Source organism: Methanolobus sp. ZRKC2, from assembly GCF_045291185.1.
GTDB lineage: Archaea > Halobacteriota > Methanosarcinia > Methanosarcinales > Methanosarcinaceae > Methanolobus.
In genome coordinates this window covers 2,200,684-2,217,827 of the sequence record NZ_CP146980.1, presented here as the reverse complement: position 1 = coordinate 2,217,827, position 17,144 = coordinate 2,200,684, and the positions used below count along the sequence as shown (strand labels likewise).

The window sequence follows — 17,144 nt, the reverse complement described above, 5'->3', positions numbered from 1 at the left end:
TATGCACATGAGAAGAGCGTTCTACATAGGACGCTTTCAACCATTCCATCTCGGGCATTACTCGATCATTAACAGTATTGCCCAAGATGTGGATGAACTGGTAATTGGTATTGGTAGCGCGCAAAAAAGCCATGAACCAAGGAATCCTTTTACTGCCGGTGAGCGCGTGATGATGATAAGGCATGCTCTGGAGGATGCCGATGTGATGCATTATGCCATACCTATTGAAGACCTTCAACGTAACGCCGTATGGGTATCACATATTATTTCCATGACTCCGCCTTTTGAACTTGTATATTCCAATAATCCTCTTGTTATCCAGTTATTCAAAGAAGCGGGCATAGAGGTTCGACAGCCTCCGATGTACCACCGGAACAACGGGTACTCAGGAAGGGAAATACGCAAAAGGATGATCGCTGACGAAGACTGGAAGAGTCTGGTACATCCTGCAGTGGCGGATGTTATTGAAGAAATAGATGGCGTAGGAAGGCTTAAGCAGATATCCGAAACGGATATAGATTAAGCCCGTGACTTTTTTATTCCTCGATTTTATCCAATCTGCCTAGTGCTTTTATTATGAACTCATTGAAAGCATTCGTGCAACACTTACCAGTAGGATTTTTCACATTGCAATGGCATTTTCCTTCTGGATCGTAGTACTGTCTGATGGCATTAATTTCCGTTAGCTTTTGCTCTTTTACTGCCCTGAAAACATCCTCTTCGGTAATCCTGCTGCAATAGCAGGCATACCTTGGGCTTGCATCCTCTTTGAACCATAAGGGAACCTTAAGATCATTCTTTTCAAAAATGATACTGAGATCTTCACTATAGTAAGCAACATTACATTTTTTATCCATGCATATACGATAGTCAGACTGACTTGCATTTTCGATCAGTTCTTTTTCAACAAGATGACGTACTGTAATGATTTTAACATACGCGCCTTTAGTTCCACACACAGGACATGGGATAGCTTCAACGGACTCATCCTGTTCACTTTCGCCGCAATGAACGCTTACTAAAGGAATAGCAAACGATTTGTTCTTCTTTGTTTCCGTGCTGCTACAACTTTCTGACATAAAAATCCCCATCATGAGCCTTACTTCTTTGTTAGTTCAAGTTTAAGGCTTTCCAGCGGATATCCCGAATACTGTCTTTTACTGATATCCTGGTCCTCATCAATAATCCTTACATTAAAACCTGCATCCCTTATCAACCGGAGATAGTCATCTCTCAACAAAGCACCTCCTACACATGCACATATGAGTTCCTCGTTGTTTCTCTCCTCCACTGTCAGGTCTTTCAGGAGAACGATATCCGAGATGTACATCCTGCCATTGTCCCTGAGCACACGGTATGCTTCTTTGAAAACCCGGGACTTGTCAGGTGCGAGGTTTATGACGCAGTTACTGATGATAACATCAACAGAATCAGTTTCAACCGGCAATTCCTCAATATCCCCCAGCCTGAACTCAACATTGACGAAATCGTATTCTTTAGCATTTTCCCTTGCCTTTGCAATCATATCTTCCGTCATGTCTATACCAATGACCTTCCCCGTGTTGCCTACCTTCCTAGCAGCAAGGAAGCTATCAAAGCCTGCACCTGAACCCAGATCAAGGACGATGTTACCTTCTTTGATTTCACCAAGTGCAGTGGGATTCCCACATCCAAGCCCCAGGTTCGCTTCGGAGAAGGATTGTGTATCCTCAGGTGAATAACCTATAGAACTCGCTACCTGCTCATTCGTAAGATTTCCACATCCACACCCCTGCACGACTCCTAATGCAATCTTGCCGTAGTTCTTCCTCACAGCATTCTTCTTCGCATCCGCATCCATTAAGCTTCCGGGGCAGCAAGAGTCAACTTCTTCGACTCCACATTTCTCAAGAGTTTCTTTCATTTTATCATCCTTTATACTGTAAATTACATTTCTTCCAGCCTTCTCATATCGAAGAATTCCAGCCTCAACCAGTATCTTCAGATGCCGGGATATGGTAGTCTGGTCTTTCCCGGCAACCGTTGAAAAATCACAGGCACAGTGATCATGTTTCAGCAGGCAACCAACAATCGTCAGCCTTGTCCTATCACCCAGGGCTTTGAAGAACCTAGATTGATCGTCTATCATATATGCATAATTGCACATATATACATATAAATGTTGTGGAATACCACTTATCGGAAGAATCATGAAAAATATCAGCCTCTTGCCCCATAAAGCCTGAGACAGCAACAGGTAGAACAAAAGTAACCAAAACTTTTAAACTCGCTTATAGTATAAACAGGATGAATTATGTCTGAAATTGCAGAATTTCTATTAATGGGAATATTTCTCGGTTTTGCCGCAGGCATCTCTCCCGGACCGTTAATGGCAATGACAATTTCTGAAACTCTCCAGCACGGATCAAAAGAAGGGGTTAAAGTTGCTGTTTCTCCATTGATAACAGACCTTCTGATAGTATCATCCATTATGCTCATTTTGCTACATTTTGAAAGCCAGAATACTGCAATTGCCCTGATCAGCCTTTCAGGTGCAGTGTACCTGATACACCTTGGGATTTCATCACTTAAGGCTAAAAGCATCGATCTTGATATCAGCAATAAAAAAAAGGATTCGCTTAAGAAAGGTATTTTAGCCAATTTCCTGAGCCCACATCCATACTTATTTTGGATAACTATTGGTGGCCCCATTCTTTTCAAAGCGCTTGACATTGATGTGTTGGCGACAGTCCTATTCGTCACCGGATTCTATATTTTACTTGTGGGTTCTAAAATCGCGATTGCTTTTATTACAGGAAGATTCAGATCTTTCCTGAAAAACAGTTATTATCTTAATACGATTCGTGCCCTGGGAATTGTTTACCTGGTTTTTGCTATATTTTTCATAGAGCAAGGGCTGGAGCTGTTGGGTTTGTATATTGCTTCCCAGTAGAAATCCTGTCTACTATAAAAGTAACAAAATAAATTATAGCAAAAAAGAACATTTCAGAATTAGGCTCGCCTCCATCTGACACCATCTTTACTGTCTTCAATTATTATTCCCTTTTCCTTAAGTTCGTCCCGGATAGCATCGGCAAGGTCCCAATCTCTTGCCTTGCGGGCATCCTCACGTTGTTGTATCATGGACTCAACATCTTCATCAGATGCTCCACCGGGTATCTCTTCACAGGTTGCCGGTCCTTCAGAGAAGACACCAAGCACCTGATCGATTTCCGAGAAGAAAGTCAGGACTTCTTCGAGAGCAATCTTTCCAGGATTGCTTTCAGAAATGAGGGCATTGACTTTGCGTGCGAAAACGAAAAGATCTGCGAGTGCTTCCCTGGTATTAAAGTCTTCATCCATGGAGACGATGAATGAATCCCTGGCCTGATTCACTTCTTCCGAGAGGCAAAAATCATCGCCATTTTCAGGCGCATTCTGAATTGCATATTTGATATTGCTTATCGTGTTTGCTATTCTCTCGTAGGCCCTGCCAGCCTCTTCGAGATGCTTCTCACTGAAATCAATTGTGTTGCGGTAGTGGGTGTTCAGCATAAAAAACCTGATAACTTCAGATGGAAATTCTTCCAGCACTTGTTTGATTGTGAAGAAATTACCCTTGGACTTTGACATCTTTTCATGATCAATAGTCAGAAAACCATTGTGAAGCCAATACTTGCTGAAAGGATTTATACCCGTGTAACCTTCTGATTGCATTATCTCAGCTTCATGATGAGGGAATATTAGATCTGCTCCTCCCCCATGAATATCAAGCTGTTCCGAGCCGTGTTTCACTGACATCACAGAACATTCTATATGCCATCCAGGCCTCCCTCTACCCCAGGGACTTTCCCATCCGGGCTCATCCTCCGGAGAGATTTTCCAGAGCACGAAATCAAGTTGGTATTTTTTGTCCTTTTCTACATCCACACGACTCCCCGAGCCTTCAAGCAGGCCGTCGATAGTCTGGCGGCTAAGTACTCCTACAAGGTCCAGGGATCTTGTCAGATCGTAATAGACATTACCTTCAGGAGTTGCATAAGCAAGTTTCTTGTCGATCAGTACTTTTATAGTCTCGATGATCTCAGGTATATGTTCGGTGACGCGAGGTTGTACATCGGGCCTCTGTACATTGAGTTTATCCATATCTTCAATAAAAGATAGAGTGAATCTTGAAGAAAGCTCAAAAGGATTTTCTCCGGTTTCCTTTGCCCTGTCTATTATCTTGTCATCAACATCAGTTATGTTCGAGACATATCTGACGTCATATCCCCTGTAAGCAAGATAGCGTCTGATCACATCAAAAGAAATGTAACTTCTCGCATGCCCCAGATGGCAGTGATCATACACTGTAGGGCCGCAGACGTACATGTTGACTTTCCCGTCATGCAAAGGAGTGAAATCCTCCATCTGTCGCGTTAAAGTATTGTAAACTCTAAGTACCATCAGAAATCTCCAAATTCTTCACAAAAATTATTCACAAAAAACATGCCGAGGGGAAGACTCGAACTCCCGAAAAACCGCTCTGCAGGCGGTCACATTAGCCACTCTGTCACCTCGGCAACTCACATGATTGAGTTTAATATAGTTCAGTGTTACTGATAGCCTTATCTAGTTTTTGCTTGCTTCTTAAGAGAGACCAATGGAAACGGTCCTTGAAAAATTAAGGATGATTCGATTCATATCATATGTAAAATAAAGTAAATTAATAGTAAATTTTTTATGTATTAAAATTAATTATTTAATACACAAACAGGATATAATTATAGAGTGAGAGATTTCATGCAAATTTATGCAAATAAGACCAAAAATATAGATCTGATAGGAATATTTTTATTTTTCCTGGGCATATCAGGCGCATTGATCAATTACTTTGTATACTCTAACAGGCATTATTCCTTTTTACTGATACTATTCTCACTTATAGCATTAATTTCATCAATTAAAATACTATCGCAAAACAATTTACCTGTATTGAAGTTACTTGTAGGTGTTATCCTGGCAGTCGCATTGTTCTCACAAGCATATTTCATCCAAAGCCTGTACAGTGCAATACTTGGTATTATAATGCTTCTGGCATCCGCAATAGAATATAGAAGAGATATGGCAAAAACCAAATAATCTAATTCCTCACTGCCGTATCTAAAATAGTTCAACGGTATCGGATTTTATTTTCACATTAATACATGTTTATGAATTATGTCCTATGAAACATTTGGACAAAACTTTTTTCAATTAAAAATACATTATTAATAATGAACTATAACTCCGACAATTTGTAATTGGTGAAAATATCACACAATAAAAACTCCCCTAGAAGAGAATATGTGAAGACTTCCACCATACCATCATTTTGTTGGAAAGTCCCTGGAAAAGCAGGTATTGACATGAGAGTTACATCCATAGAACAGGTTCTTCCATGCATTGCAGATCCGTGGAAACTCAGGATAATCGCACAACTGGATGAGAAACCTGATCTTCTGCTACTTGCTAAGTACCTTGAAGGTCGCTACTCTGAAAGCCTTGGTGTTGTCATGGTAAAGAGTGGATACCGGGAGATTACATTTTACAAGAATGCCAAAGTAACAGTTCGCATGGTAGATACACCGGAAGAAGGAGAAAAATTCATAAACAGCACGCTTGCAATGGCTTACAACAAAGCATTCATGGAAGAAGAGTTTTAGTTTTCGACAGAAGACAAATGCAGTCAGAAACAATAAACAGAACTATCCGTAAAAATCCTCTGTCCACTCAACAGAACCTGGCTTATACCTCTGTTCTACTTTTTCAGTATTCTTTTTAAGAAGAGACTCTACAATCTCCTCAATACCTTCAACCGTATACTCAATCGACTGGTTTGTAGTATCAATCTCAAAAACATTCCTGCACCACTCTGCAGATTCCACAAGGATAACATCCAGTGCTTCAGCATCCAGGTTTTCCTCAATCTTTTCTGCAGAATAACCTCTTTCTGCAAGTCTTTTTCCGAGCACATCGGGTCTTGTTCGTAACACAACAACCGTATCAGCAATATAGTGGGACAGATGACTGTCCAGCAGGGTTGCAGGATACCTTTTGTTAACCAGTTCCCGGACTCTTTTTTCTACACGATCCATGTCAGCGACGACGCAGTCCCTCTCATGATCGACTTCCGAATAAAGATTCTCTTCCCTGATAAGCTCATTGAGATGGATTACCTGATATTGCCGTTTTCTTTCCAGCATGGCTGTGACAGCAGTCTTTCCTGTGCCGGGAGTCCCGGTGATTCCCACAAGCATAACCTTCTAAAGGAGTGCAAAGGCTTAATCCTTATGCATCCCTGCAATTTTCAGGAAGTTCTCGATAATCTTCATACCTTCCACAGTAAGTATCGATTCAGGATGGAACTGGACTCCGTATATAGGATATGTTCCGTGTTCCACTGCCATGATAATGTCATCTTCTGTCCTTGCCGTTACCTTTAAGCCCTCGGCAAGTTCCTTAATCGCAAGGGAATGATACCTTCCACCCTTGAATACATTCGATACTCCATCAAAGAGCCGGGATGGCTCATGACTTATCTCGGATGTTTTTCCATGTATAGGTCCGCTTTTCGCATGCCCGATGCTGCCACCAAAAGCTGTGTTTATCGCCTGGTGCCCCAAGCATACACCAAGCACAGGAACCTCGGACCCAAATTCCCGGATGATATCCAGGCATGTGCCGATATCTTCGGTTTTGTGAGGAGTACCCGGCCCCGGAGAGACAACGATGGCATCCGGCGAAATAACCCTGACCTCTTCGGGAGATATGGTGTTCGGAACTACCACTGTTTCAGGTTCAAACATAGAAACATAGTCCACCAGATTCCATACGAAAGAATCCTTATTGTTGATGAACAGTATCTTCATTATTTCCCTCCGATTGCCTTTATCATTGCCGCCATTTTCCTTTCTGTCTCCTCAAACTCATATGCAGGGTCGGAATCCGCAACAATTCCCGCACCTGCCTGCACGTATGCAGTGTTGTGTTTTATCAATACAGTCCTGATGACTATTGCAAAATCAGCATCACCGTTCCAGGAATAATAACCAACACCTCCACCATAGATTCCCCGGGATTCAGGTTCAAGATCGTCTATAATCTCCATAGCCCGTATCTTTGGAGCACCAGAGAGTGTACCTGCCGGGAAGATAGCTCTTGTGGCATCGAACTGGTCACATCCGTCCCTCATCTCTCCGCTGACAGTACTTTCGATGTGCTGTACGTGAGAATATTTGATGACACTCATGAGATCATCAACCTTTACGGTCCCACCCTTTGCAACCATTCTCACATCATTGCGGCCGAGATCCACGAGCATGACATGTTCTGCGCACTCTTTCTCATCGTTTAGCATTTTTGCTGCAAGCTTCTGGTCCTCATCATCATCTTTTCCACGGGGACAGGTACCTGCAATCGGATTGGTCATGACCTTATCATCGTAAACGGTCATCAGTGTCTCGGGACTGGCTCCCACGATACCTACGTCCTTGAAGTTGAAGATGTACATGTAAGGACTGGGATTAATATTCCTGAGCCTGATGTAGAGCTGCAGAGGCGTCTGACTCATCTTAACAGAATACCTTCTGGATATGACAACCTGGAAAATATCTCCGTCAATTATGTGCTGCTTTGATTTTCTCACAGCCTCTTCATATGCATCCTGATCCATGTTAGCAACCGGTTTTTCAGAATCGGTAGCCGGGATGTCTTCACTGATACCTATAACAGATGCCATCTGGAGTGACCTTTCCATCAAAAGTGCTTCAGAGAGAGCATGCTCATAAACAGCATCAAGATCGCTTTCTTCAGTCACAAAAGGTGTAACCACCATACATGTCTCATTAGTAATGTGATCGAAGACAAAGGTCTTCGTCATTATGGAGAAGTGCATGTCCGGTGTTTCAGCATCTCCTTTTTTTTCCATGCCTAACCACGAATCATACACAAAATCGTAACTATTGTATCCTATGGCCCCTCCTAAGAAGGTCTGCCTGTCAAAGCGCTTCTGGTTCAGCAGGATAGTATCGTTGCTGGTAGGAAAAATATCACGGAACGCATCAAGGGCATCTTTTCCCTCTTCTATTTTAACCCTGATCTTTCCGCCTACCAGTGACTCAGTCTCGCCCATTGACTTGACATTCCTATAGATATACTTCGTGAGCTCAGAATTTTGCTGGCACTCTATCGTCAGGAACCTGTCCTTTATCGAGACAACAATCTCAGGGTCTGCACCTGCAAACGAATACCTTGCATGTTTCTTTTCCTTCTCTACTGACTCAAGCAAATATGAATGACCTGCATTCTGGAGGGTTGCATACAACTGGAGAGGACTGCAGATACTCTCAACCTTTGCCATAAGCTGTACAATAGCAGGTTTTTGAGCCCCCTTCACTAAAGATACGAATTCTTCTTTGCTAAGATCAAAATTAACCATTAACACACCTTACATTTCTTACAAACCTGCGCACTTTGGCAGGATCTTTCTTTCCTTCTGTCTCTACACCGGATGCAGTATCAACAGCAAATGGTTGTACCTGCTCCACCGCTTCCCGGACGTTTTCGGGTTTTAATCCTCCGGCAAGTATCACCGGCACATCAACTGAATCGACAATCTCCTTGCTTACCGACCAGTCATGAGTAACTCCTGTCCCGCCAACCATGTCTACTTTTCCCGAATCCAGCAATATGGCGTCCACAAGGTCACTATCAACAAGGAAATCGATCTGGGATATAAGTTCTTTAGCAACTCTTTTTTTCCCGACAGGTACAGTGAGAACTTTCACGATAGTTTTGTCGGATACGTTTCTGATAATTCCTATTTCATCGGCATTTATAGCATTGTGGAGCTGGACAACATCAGGCCTTACTTCATCAATTAACCTGAGAGCTTCATTTCCGTTTTCTGGCATTATCACAAGTACTGAACTCACGAAGGCGGGTACTTTCTTTACGAGTTCGGATGCAGTTTGTGCACATATCTTCCTCGGCGTGTTTACCGGCACATCCGTTATGAAGCCAACTGCATCGGCACCGCAGTTTACGGCTATCTCAATGTCATGGGCAGTTTGCATGCCGCATATCTTCACTCGGGGAATCTTAATCATTCAAAGCCTCGATAATGTCGGGGTCATCACTGAACTCAAGGAGCTTCTTCATTGCCCTGCCGCTGTCAATTACTTCTTCAACCATGGGTATAGCATCCCTGACAGAGTTGGCTTTGCCTGCTACATAAAGAGCAGCTGCTGAGTTTATAACAATGATGTCTCTCTTTGGTCCCTTTTCACCCCTCAATATGCGTACAATATCCCGGGCATTCTCCTCAGGAGTACTGCCTGAGATATCATTTACTGTCACTCTCTCAATACCCAGCTCTTCAGGAGTAAGTGTATAGGTAGTGACACTACCATCCCTGAGTTCGGCGACATGTGTTTCGGAGATGTTTGATATCTCATCCATGCCATCACCATGAACCACCATTGCCCTTTCGACTCCCAGCTCCTTCATAACATGAGCGAAAGGTTCGCAGAGATTCTTATCAAAAACACCTACAAGCTGGAACTTCGCATTTGCAGGATTGGTCAGGGGACCGAGCATGTTAAAAACGGTTCTTACTCCCATTTCCTGCCTGATGGGTCCGACTCTTTTCATTGCAGGATGAAATATTGGGGCAAACATGAAACCAATGCCTGTTTTTTCAATGGAGCAACTGACATCTTCAGGCTGCTTATCCACTTTTATGCCTAACTGTTTAAGTACATCGGCACTCCCCGAAAGAGAAGTTATAGAACGATTGCCATGCTTTGCAACAGCCACACCGGCTGCAGCAGTCACAATAGCAGATGTTGTCGAAACATTGATAGTATTATGCAGGTCTCCACCGGTCCCCACCACATCGACAAGCACCCCGTCAACATCAGGATTTATGATGTTAGCAGCTTTTTTCATACCTGTGGCAAAACCTGCAATCTCCTCAGGGGCCTCTCCTTTCATTTTCAAGGCAATGAGAAGACCAGCGATCTGTGCGTCAGAGGCCTCTGTGAATATTTTAGTGATAGCATCCTCTGATTCATCTAATGTGAGGTTCTGCCCTTCACTTATCTTCTTTATGTATGTCTTCATTTTAGCACCTTAAACCACATTGATGTATAATTATGTACACTATTGATTACTAATGGTTGATTTTATATAAGGTTTATGGACTTGCCAGACAAACATGAAAACTAGTTGCGTGCAAGAGATATGTTTCAAAAAGAGCAGAAAAAAAGAAACTTACCCACGTAAGTCAAAATAAAAGGATAAAAGTGTGAATTCAGAACTACCTTTCGCAAACCATCCGGCCTTTTTCCGTAAGTCTGTAAGATTTCACACTACTATTGCCTGAAAAATGTGTACGGCCATCACGTGCATGGAGTTTTGAATATTCAGTATAGCTTCCCGTGAATCGAGCTCCACCCTCATTAATATGTTCAATATCTCCTTTCTTTTCCATAATAATTAAGAGATCCCTGAACTCATCCTGCCTGAGATTGAGTTTTTCTGCTATTGTCATGATGGTAAGATTCTCCCTGGATTCCATCATTGCGGCTATCTTCCTCAGGAAAAAAGCGTAACCTACAACCACTACGTTCCCCTCCCAAATACTGTTCCAAAAAACGAATTGATTACTCCTGCAAATACCAAAACAATCATTTCCTTCATCATTTCACCGGTTGATCTTCTATATGTCTATGAACACTTTTGGACTTATGCAAAAATTGCATACTTTATTTCCAGAGAAGAAAACTCCTATCTCTTGAATTGTATGAAGTCCAAAATTTGTCCCCTACTCATAGTCCATTCTTATACTAGAGCTTTCCAATGCCAAGTATCCTTTTTTGAAGAACTCTCCCCTGTTGACCCAAGAAGCTTCGTCAAACTTTTCAATACAATCAAGCTTATTGAATTTCCCTGCATCTTTGATACAATAAAGAATGCACAACTATTGTAGTAATGCCTATATTTGTTAACATCGCATATATTATTTTTTGTCAACTACATCGAGTGACTAAAACAAATAAACATACAAGAAAAATCTACTTTAAACGATTCCAAGAACAAAACTAAAAGCAAGCTGGCGGATGAATTTATTTTCGATATTGCGAAGTGAAATAAAAATGAAAAATATAATTGAAGTCTGTGCGATAATTCACTACAGAGCAAACAGCAAATTCATCACTGACTTTCAATTAGTTCATAAATCTTTTTCATGTCAAGGCAGCTTTCCACAATCTCAGCAAGTTCCTCGTAAGCTTCCTCTTCTGTTGTCACTGTTTCAGGATGGTAGTCCACACCCTTCTTCTCGGCAAGGTATATCATGAGAGCGTGACGGATATTTTCATTTTCAAACAGCCCGTGAAGGTACGTACCTATCACAGTACCACTTTCATCAATGCTGCCATCATCTCCGAAAACGGTCCTAGGAGTCTTTGTGTCACCCATGTGAATTTCGTAGCCCCATATCTCATCGCCTTTGATATTCTTGAATATAGGACCATCGGCGACTATCTCTTTACGGACCTGAACTGTCTTCTTCTTATATTCACCGAAAACTGTTTCGATATCAAGCAATCCAAGTCCCTCATAATCAGCCTCAACTCCGTTCTCTACACCCGAATCGTGAATGATCTTTCCAAGCATCTGATAACCGCCACAAATACCAAAAATGGTCGCCTTACCTTTAAGATTCTTGATCTGAGCATCCATACCACTTTTCTGAAGATCCAGAAGATCGCTGACTGTATTCTTGGTACCGGGAATCATTATACAGTCAGGCGTACCAAGGTTCTCGTCAAGATCAACATACCTGACATTGGCAATCCTTTCGAGAGGTTCGAAATCAGTGAAGTTAGATATCCTTGGCAAGCGGATGACTGCAATATCAATATCATTGATATCCTCGTTTTCAATACTGCCTTTTTTCTTCCGGATTGCCATTGAATCCTCAGAAGGTATCTTTAGTTTATAATATGGCAATACTCCGAGAACAGGTACGTCTGTTAGCTCTTCAAGCTGCCTTAAACCCGGTTCGAGTATGGCAGGATCGCCCCTAAACTTGTTAATGACAAAACCCTTGAGATTCTCACTAACATCCCCGGGTAACAGTGCCTTAGTTCCGTAAAGGCTTGCAAAGACACCGCCGGATTCAATATCCCCAACCAGTATAATAGGTGCACCTGTTATGCGTGCGGTTCCAATATTAACGATATCACGATCATAGAGATTTATCTCTGCTGCACCGCCTGCGCCTTCCATTACAATCAGGTCATACTCGGTTTCAAGCCTTTCAAGAGCTCCACGGAGTACGCCATGCATTTCTTCAATGGAATCATAGTAGTTGCCTGCGGATTTATCTGCATAAGGCTCACCAAGCACTATCACCTGCGATGTCCTGTCACCTTTTGGTTTAAGAAGTACGGGATTCATGTCTGCAGTTGGTTCCACCCCGGCGGCTTTGGCCTGTATTGCCTGAGCAATACCTATTTCCTTACCATCTTTTGTTATCCATGAGTTCAGGCTCATGTTCTGGGCCTTGAATGGTGCAACCTTATATTTCCTGGAAAGGATTCTGCACAGCCCTGTGACCATTATACTCTTACCAACGTCGGATGCAGTCCCTAATACCAGTAACTTCTTAGCATTTTTCTTGTTTTCCATTGCAACCGCCATAATAATTTTTAAAACCATATACCATATCGCAATAATGCAACAGTTTTATGAAGGACAACTTATATCTACTTAACTCCAATAACTCAAATTTATCTTAGTTAAGGTGGAACATGACAGAACTTTTGCACGTAAGTGGCGGTCCTACGAAACCGGAGATTATTGCAGTATCCCTATCTAAACTTGATTTAAAGGATGATTGCAGATTTTTCGATATAGGTTGTGGTACAGGAGCCGTATCTATAGAAGCTTCAAAAATGGTGCGAGCAATCAACATATGTGCCATTGATGCAAGGGAAGAGGCAATTAATGTAACGAAGAAGAACTTCGAAACATTCAATATCACTAATTCCAGGGTGTTATCCGGAGAGTCTTCCGAAATACTTGAAAAACAGGATATAGGTTCCATCGACTGTGCATTCATTGGTGGTACAAAAAACATTTCCCGCGTGCTTGAAGTGCTTGCCGAAAAAAAGGCAAAGAGTATTGTTGTGAATGCAGTGCGAATAGAAACGGTCGTAAACGTAATAAATAAGATGAAAGAACTTGACTTATTCGATGAGGTACTGCATGTAATAGTTTCACGTGGCGTGCCGCTTACAGGTGAGACTATGTTCAAACCTGAAAACCCGGTGTATATTGTTGTTGGCCGGTCAGGAATAAAAAAGTAATAATGGTGATTAAAAATGCTTGTCGGAGTAGGACTTGGACCCGGTGATTCGGAACTTCTGACGCTGAAGGCTGTTGAGGCCCTGAAAAATGCTTATAAGGTATATGTTCCCGGTCGGCTTGCAGCCGATCTCGTAGCACCCTATGCAGATGCAGAGATCCTGGAATTCCCCATGTTGACAGACTATGATGTGCTCAACGCAGTGTGGAAGAAGAATGCTGATATGCTTGCTGAGGAGTCAAAAGACAATCTTGTGGTTTTCGGTCTGATTGGTGATCCAAATTTCTTCTCAACATTCACTCACCTAAAACGTGTGATGAATAAATTCTACCCGGACGTTGAAACAGCAACGATCCCGGGTATCAGCTCAATAACATCCTTTGCTGCACAGACAGGAGCAGAAGTGGACTCATCTTTTGAAGTAAGTGATGGATCAGACAGCAAATACAGGATCAGATTGAAGGCCAGCAGGCCTCTTGAGATAATCGAGTCCTATGAAAAGGAAGGTTTTAACAAATTCACATTCTGCGAGCGCCTTTTCAGTGAAAAAGAAGTCATTATCACAGAAAGAGAGAAGATTCCTGAAAAAGGGAACTATTTCAGTATCATCTTTGCAGAAAAGAAATGATTGCAGGGAGAATCAAAGATGGCAAACAAGAAAGTATATTTCGTAGGATCAGGTCCCGGAAATGCTAAATACATAACTGTTATGGGAAAAGAACTTCTTGAAGGGGCAGACCTCGTAATATATGCAGGTTCCCTTGTAAACCCAGAAGTGCTTAATTACTCAAATGGTGAGAAAATAGATAGCTACGGACTCACCCTTGATGAAACAAACAAACTTATTGTTGACAATCTCGAAGCAGGTAAGAAAGTTGTAAGATTACACAGCGGAGATCCTTCACTCTATGGTTCCATAGTTGAGCAGATAGAGGAATTGAAGAAATTCGACGTAGAAGTAGAGATCATTCCCGGCGTATCTTCAGTGTTCGCAACAGCAGCTGCATTACAAACACAGCTTACACTTAATGAAGTATCAGAAACTCTAATAATTACACGTCCTGCAGGCAAGACTCTTGAAAAAGACCAGATAAAGGAGCTTTCAAGACATAACGCTACAATGGCTGTTTTCCTGGGAACCCAGAAAATAGAACAGATAATGGAAAAAGTTGAATATGCACCAGATACCCCTGTTGCCGTAGTTTTCCATGCATCATGGCCTGACCAGAAGATCATTAAGGGCACGGTATCTGACATTGCAGACAAGGTCAAGGAAGCAGGCATCAAGCGCTCTGCAATGATCCTTATCGGCGGAGTTGTAGAGCCTGTGGAATATGGTAATTTCGGGAGGTCTTACTTATACGGAGTGGCACAAGAACCGCTGTCATAACCTTTGAGAGAAATCTTGAGGTTGCAGAGCGCCTAGCAGGACATTTGAATGCCGATGTCCTGATGTATGACAAGAGTATCTTCAAAAAAGCCTTTGAAGAATATGATGCTATCGTGGCGGTATTTGCCACAGGCATCGTTGTACGTGAAATCGCACCTCTCATTGAAGATAAATGGAAGGATCCTGCTGTAATAGTTGTAGATTCTAATATGAACTTCGCCATCCCGCTTCTTGGAGGTCATCATGGGGGCAATGAGGTTGTCAGAAAGATAGCCGAAATTGGTCCGGTTCCTGTAGTCACGACTGCCACGGAAGTCCATAATAGAAATTCTGTCGAGGGCATTGCCAAAACACTTGGCTGTGATATTGTAAACAAGCCTTCCACAGTGCAGGTGAACTGTGCCTTGCTCGATGAGGATGTCGAAGTCCTTGAGATCAAGGGTCCCAAAATAGTCATTGTCGGAGATGATGTATCGGTCCTGAAAAAGGATAAGGAAAAGGCTGAAAACGCATGATCATAGGTATCGGAGCCCGAAGAGGTATCGATAGCCAGGAAGCCATCGATGCGATTAACAATGCACTTGCAGAGGCAGGCAGAAGCATTGATGATGTGGAAGGACTCGCATCAGCAAAACTGAAAGAGAACGAAACCGGCCTGCATGAAGCAGCAGAGTTTTTCGGGCTCACTATAACATTCATAGATCACGACGAATTGAATAACTATGATGCGCCATCGGCTTCGCAGGCAAAACGCTTCGGGCTAACAGGTGTGGCAGAACCTGCTGCGCTGGCGTTGTCGGAAAAAAAGGAATTAATACTAAGGAAGAAGGTATATGGAAGGGTCACAATCGCAATCGCAGAGTAAAGCAAAAGGAAAGCTTTACATTATTGGTATAGGTCCGGGTTCTGTGGAACAGTTGACAGTTAAGGCAAGGGATGTAATACTGACCTCTGACTATATTGTAGGAAACGGAACCTATCTTGACCAGATGGCAAGCCTGCTGGACAAACAGGAAATCGTACGTAGTGCCATGGGTAAAGAAGTCGACAGGTCACGCAAGGCTGTAGAGCTTGCACAGGAAAATGTTGTATCCATGATCAGTGGCGGAGATGCAAACGTTTATGGAATGGCGGGCCTTGTCCTTGAAGTGGCAGAACACGCAGACCTTGAAGTTGAAGTAGAGGTACTGCCCGGTGTAACTGCTATCACAGCGGCTGCAAGTGTGCTGGGTGCACCTATTGTCAATGACATGTGTACTGTGAGTCTTAGTGACCTCCTGACACCGTGGGAAGTCATCGAGAAAAGGTTGGATGCAGCAGCATCCGGGGACTTTGTGATGTCACTGTATAACCCAAAGAGCCGTCAGCGTAAATCTAATTTCTCAAAGGCCATCGAGATAATCAGACGCCACAAGGATGACTCCGTTCCTGTAGGTCTTGTGAAGAATGCCCTCAGGGACAAAGATCAGGATTACATAGTTACCACCCTTGGCGAGGTTATGGACCACAATGACTGGGTGGACATGAGCACCACTATCCTTATCACCACCAACGATTCCCGCATATGGGATTCACCACATGGCAAGAGGATAATTACTCCAAGGGGGTATCACCGGAAGTATGACTACTGAAGCCAAAAAGACAGACGCAAGTATCGAAGAACTTGTAGAAATGACAACTGAGATCGATCCTGAACTTGTTGATATCTGCACCGATCTCGGCTCACAGACAGACGAAGCCAAAGCCATATACATGACCAGCCGTAACATCGCCCGCAAACTTGTAGGCGATGAGACTTTAGAGGATAAAGTAAAACAGCGCTGTGTTACTTCAACAGGCGACCCTGCGGTTGCAGACATCATGCGTTTTGTTAACGAGCCCATCAAGGCAGGCGTAGCAGCCATCAAAGCAGGTGCACCCATCCTTGTTGACATCAATATGGTTAAGTCAGGTGTCACCAAAAGGGGACACAACTGTGAGGTTATCTGTGTACTCGACAAAGATGAGGATGCAGAACTTGCCAAAAAATACGGCATCACAAGGACCGCAGCAGGTTTCCTGAAATGCAAGGATATACTTGAAGGTTCCATTGTTGCTATCGGCAATGCTCCGTCTGCTGCATTTGCAGTATGCAGGATGATAGAGCAAGGCATCAAGCCAGCAATAATTGTTGGCACTCCGGTAGGCTTTGTCAATGCTGCAGAGTCTAAGGAAGTTGTCAGGGACGCCGACGTTCCTTCAATCACATGTGTTGGCACACGTGGTGGGACACCAATGGCAGTCGCCTGCGTGAATGAACTTGTCGCAATAGCAAACGATGATGAATGTGCTATTGATTAAGCACATTTAACTTTTTTTATCTTTTTATTTTCTACCAAC

General features: G+C 42.8%; 21 protein-coding genes and 1 tRNA gene. 11 read left to right on the top strand and 11 right to left on the bottom strand.

The features are described from left to right. Position 1 precedes the first annotated feature (1 nt). Positions 2-523, top strand: coding sequence for a nicotinamide-nucleotide adenylyltransferase (locus V7O62_RS10590; protein WP_406656293.1), 522 nt, complete (start codon positions 2-4; stop codon positions 521-523). Between the two features lie 13 nt (positions 524-536). Here the strand turns inward: V7O62_RS10590 and V7O62_RS10585 are convergent, their stop codons facing one another. Beyond that, a complete protein-coding gene (locus tag V7O62_RS10585) occupies positions 537-1,079 on the bottom strand; it encodes a (2Fe-2S)-binding protein (protein WP_406656292.1) in 543 nt (180 codons plus the stop codon). A 20-nt stretch (positions 1,080-1,099) separates the two neighbouring features. Then, on the bottom strand, positions 1,100-2,128 hold the full coding sequence (arsM, locus tag V7O62_RS10580) for an arsenite methyltransferase (protein ID WP_406656291.1): 1,029 nt from the start codon (positions 2,126-2,128) through the stop codon (positions 1,100-1,102). Positions 2,129-2,293: 165 nt separating this feature from the next. Between arsM and V7O62_RS10575 the strand changes: the two genes are divergently transcribed. Next, complete coding sequence (locus tag V7O62_RS10575; protein WP_406656290.1) at positions 2,294-2,932, top strand: LysE family translocator; 639 nt, start codon at positions 2,294-2,296, stop codon at positions 2,930-2,932. 59 nt (positions 2,933-2,991) lie between these two features. Here V7O62_RS10575 and cysS read toward each other — a convergent pair whose 3' ends face one another. Beyond that, positions 2,992-4,425, bottom strand: coding sequence for a cysteine--tRNA ligase (gene cysS, locus V7O62_RS10570; RefSeq protein WP_406656289.1), 1,434 nt, complete (start codon positions 4,423-4,425; stop codon positions 2,992-2,994). Between the two features lie 43 nt (positions 4,426-4,468). Then, positions 4,469-4,541, bottom strand: a tRNA-Cys gene (locus tag V7O62_RS10565). 220 nt (positions 4,542-4,761) lie between these two features. Here V7O62_RS10565 and V7O62_RS10560 point away from each other — a divergent pair. Both V7O62_RS10560 and V7O62_RS10555 read left to right on the top strand, forming a co-directional pair. Continuing rightward, a complete protein-coding gene (locus V7O62_RS10560) occupies positions 4,762-5,100 on the top strand; it encodes a hypothetical protein (protein ID WP_406656288.1) in 339 nt (112 codons plus the stop codon). A gap of 266 nt (positions 5,101-5,366) precedes the next feature. After that, positions 5,367-5,663: a hypothetical protein gene (locus V7O62_RS10555; RefSeq protein ID WP_406656287.1), complete on the top strand. Its 297-nt coding sequence runs from the start codon at positions 5,367-5,369 to the stop codon at positions 5,661-5,663. 42 nt (positions 5,664-5,705) lie between these two features. On the opposite strand, the gene V7O62_RS10550 is transcribed toward V7O62_RS10555, so the two are convergent. The 7 genes from V7O62_RS10550 to V7O62_RS10520 all read right to left on the bottom strand — a co-directional run bounded on the left by V7O62_RS10550 (position 5,706) and on the right by V7O62_RS10520 (position 12,696). After that, positions 5,706-6,257 (bottom strand): adenylate kinase family protein, encoded by a 552-nt coding sequence (locus V7O62_RS10550; RefSeq protein WP_406656286.1) that lies wholly within the window; start codon positions 6,255-6,257, stop codon positions 5,706-5,708. Between the two features lie 24 nt (positions 6,258-6,281). Next, entirely contained in the window at positions 6,282-6,869 is a 588-nt protein-coding gene (locus V7O62_RS10545) for an anthranilate synthase component II (protein ID WP_406656285.1), read from the bottom strand. Next, complete coding sequence (gene trpE, locus V7O62_RS10540; RefSeq protein WP_406656284.1) at positions 6,869-8,437, bottom strand: anthranilate synthase component I; 1,569 nt, start codon at positions 8,435-8,437, stop codon at positions 6,869-6,871. Before trpE ends, V7O62_RS10545 begins: the two co-directional genes overlap by 1 nt. Further along, positions 8,430-9,107: a phosphoribosylanthranilate isomerase gene (locus tag V7O62_RS10535; RefSeq protein WP_406656283.1), complete on the bottom strand. Its 678-nt coding sequence runs from the start codon at positions 9,105-9,107 to the stop codon at positions 8,430-8,432. The genes trpE and V7O62_RS10535 overlap by 8 nt, the downstream gene beginning before the upstream one ends. Further along, positions 9,100-10,122 (bottom strand): anthranilate phosphoribosyltransferase, encoded by a 1,023-nt coding sequence (gene trpD / locus V7O62_RS10530; RefSeq protein WP_406656282.1) that lies wholly within the window; start codon positions 10,120-10,122, stop codon positions 9,100-9,102. Before trpD ends, V7O62_RS10535 begins: the two co-directional genes overlap by 8 nt. 196 nt (positions 10,123-10,318) lie before the next feature. Beyond that, positions 10,319-10,624, bottom strand: a complete 306-nt coding sequence (locus tag V7O62_RS10525) for a hypothetical protein (protein ID WP_406656281.1) — start codon at positions 10,622-10,624, stop codon at positions 10,319-10,321. A 590-nt stretch (positions 10,625-11,214) separates the two neighbouring features. After that, entirely contained in the window at positions 11,215-12,696 is a 1,482-nt protein-coding gene (locus V7O62_RS10520; RefSeq protein ID WP_406656280.1) for a cobyric acid synthase, read from the bottom strand. 122 nt (positions 12,697-12,818) lie between these two features. Here V7O62_RS10520 and cbiT point away from each other — a divergent pair, with 122 nt between their 5' ends. Genes cbiT through V7O62_RS10485 form a run of 7 tightly spaced genes read left to right on the top strand, consistent with a single transcriptional unit; the run spans position 12,819 to position 17,105 of the window. After that, positions 12,819-13,376, top strand: a complete 558-nt coding sequence (gene cbiT, locus V7O62_RS10515; protein ID WP_406656279.1) for a precorrin-6Y C5,15-methyltransferase (decarboxylating) subunit CbiT — start codon at positions 12,819-12,821, stop codon at positions 13,374-13,376. A 15-nt stretch (positions 13,377-13,391) separates the two neighbouring features. Next, positions 13,392-14,003, top strand: a complete 612-nt coding sequence (locus V7O62_RS10510; protein WP_406656278.1) for a cobalt-factor II C(20)-methyltransferase — start codon at positions 13,392-13,394, stop codon at positions 14,001-14,003. Positions 14,004-14,021: 18 nt separating this feature from the next. Beyond that, positions 14,022-14,765, top strand: a complete 744-nt coding sequence (cobM, locus tag V7O62_RS10505; protein WP_406656277.1) for a precorrin-4 C(11)-methyltransferase — start codon at positions 14,022-14,024, stop codon at positions 14,763-14,765. Between the two features lie 44 nt (positions 14,766-14,809). Next, entirely contained in the window at positions 14,810-15,280 is a 471-nt protein-coding gene (locus V7O62_RS10500; RefSeq protein WP_406656276.1) for a cobalamin biosynthesis protein CbiG, read from the top strand. Continuing rightward, entirely contained in the window at positions 15,277-15,630 is a 354-nt protein-coding gene (locus V7O62_RS10495) for a cobalamin biosynthesis protein (protein ID WP_406656275.1), read from the top strand. Before V7O62_RS10500 ends, V7O62_RS10495 begins: the two co-directional genes overlap by 4 nt. Next, positions 15,599-16,396: a precorrin-3B C(17)-methyltransferase gene (gene cobJ, locus V7O62_RS10490; protein ID WP_406656274.1), complete on the top strand. Its 798-nt coding sequence runs from the start codon at positions 15,599-15,601 to the stop codon at positions 16,394-16,396. The genes V7O62_RS10495 and cobJ overlap by 32 nt, the downstream gene beginning before the upstream one ends. Continuing rightward, on the top strand, positions 16,386-17,105 hold the full coding sequence (locus V7O62_RS10485; protein WP_406656273.1) for a precorrin-8X methylmutase: 720 nt from the start codon (positions 16,386-16,388) through the stop codon (positions 17,103-17,105). The genes cobJ and V7O62_RS10485 overlap by 11 nt, the downstream gene beginning before the upstream one ends. Positions 17,106-17,144 lie beyond the last annotated feature (39 nt).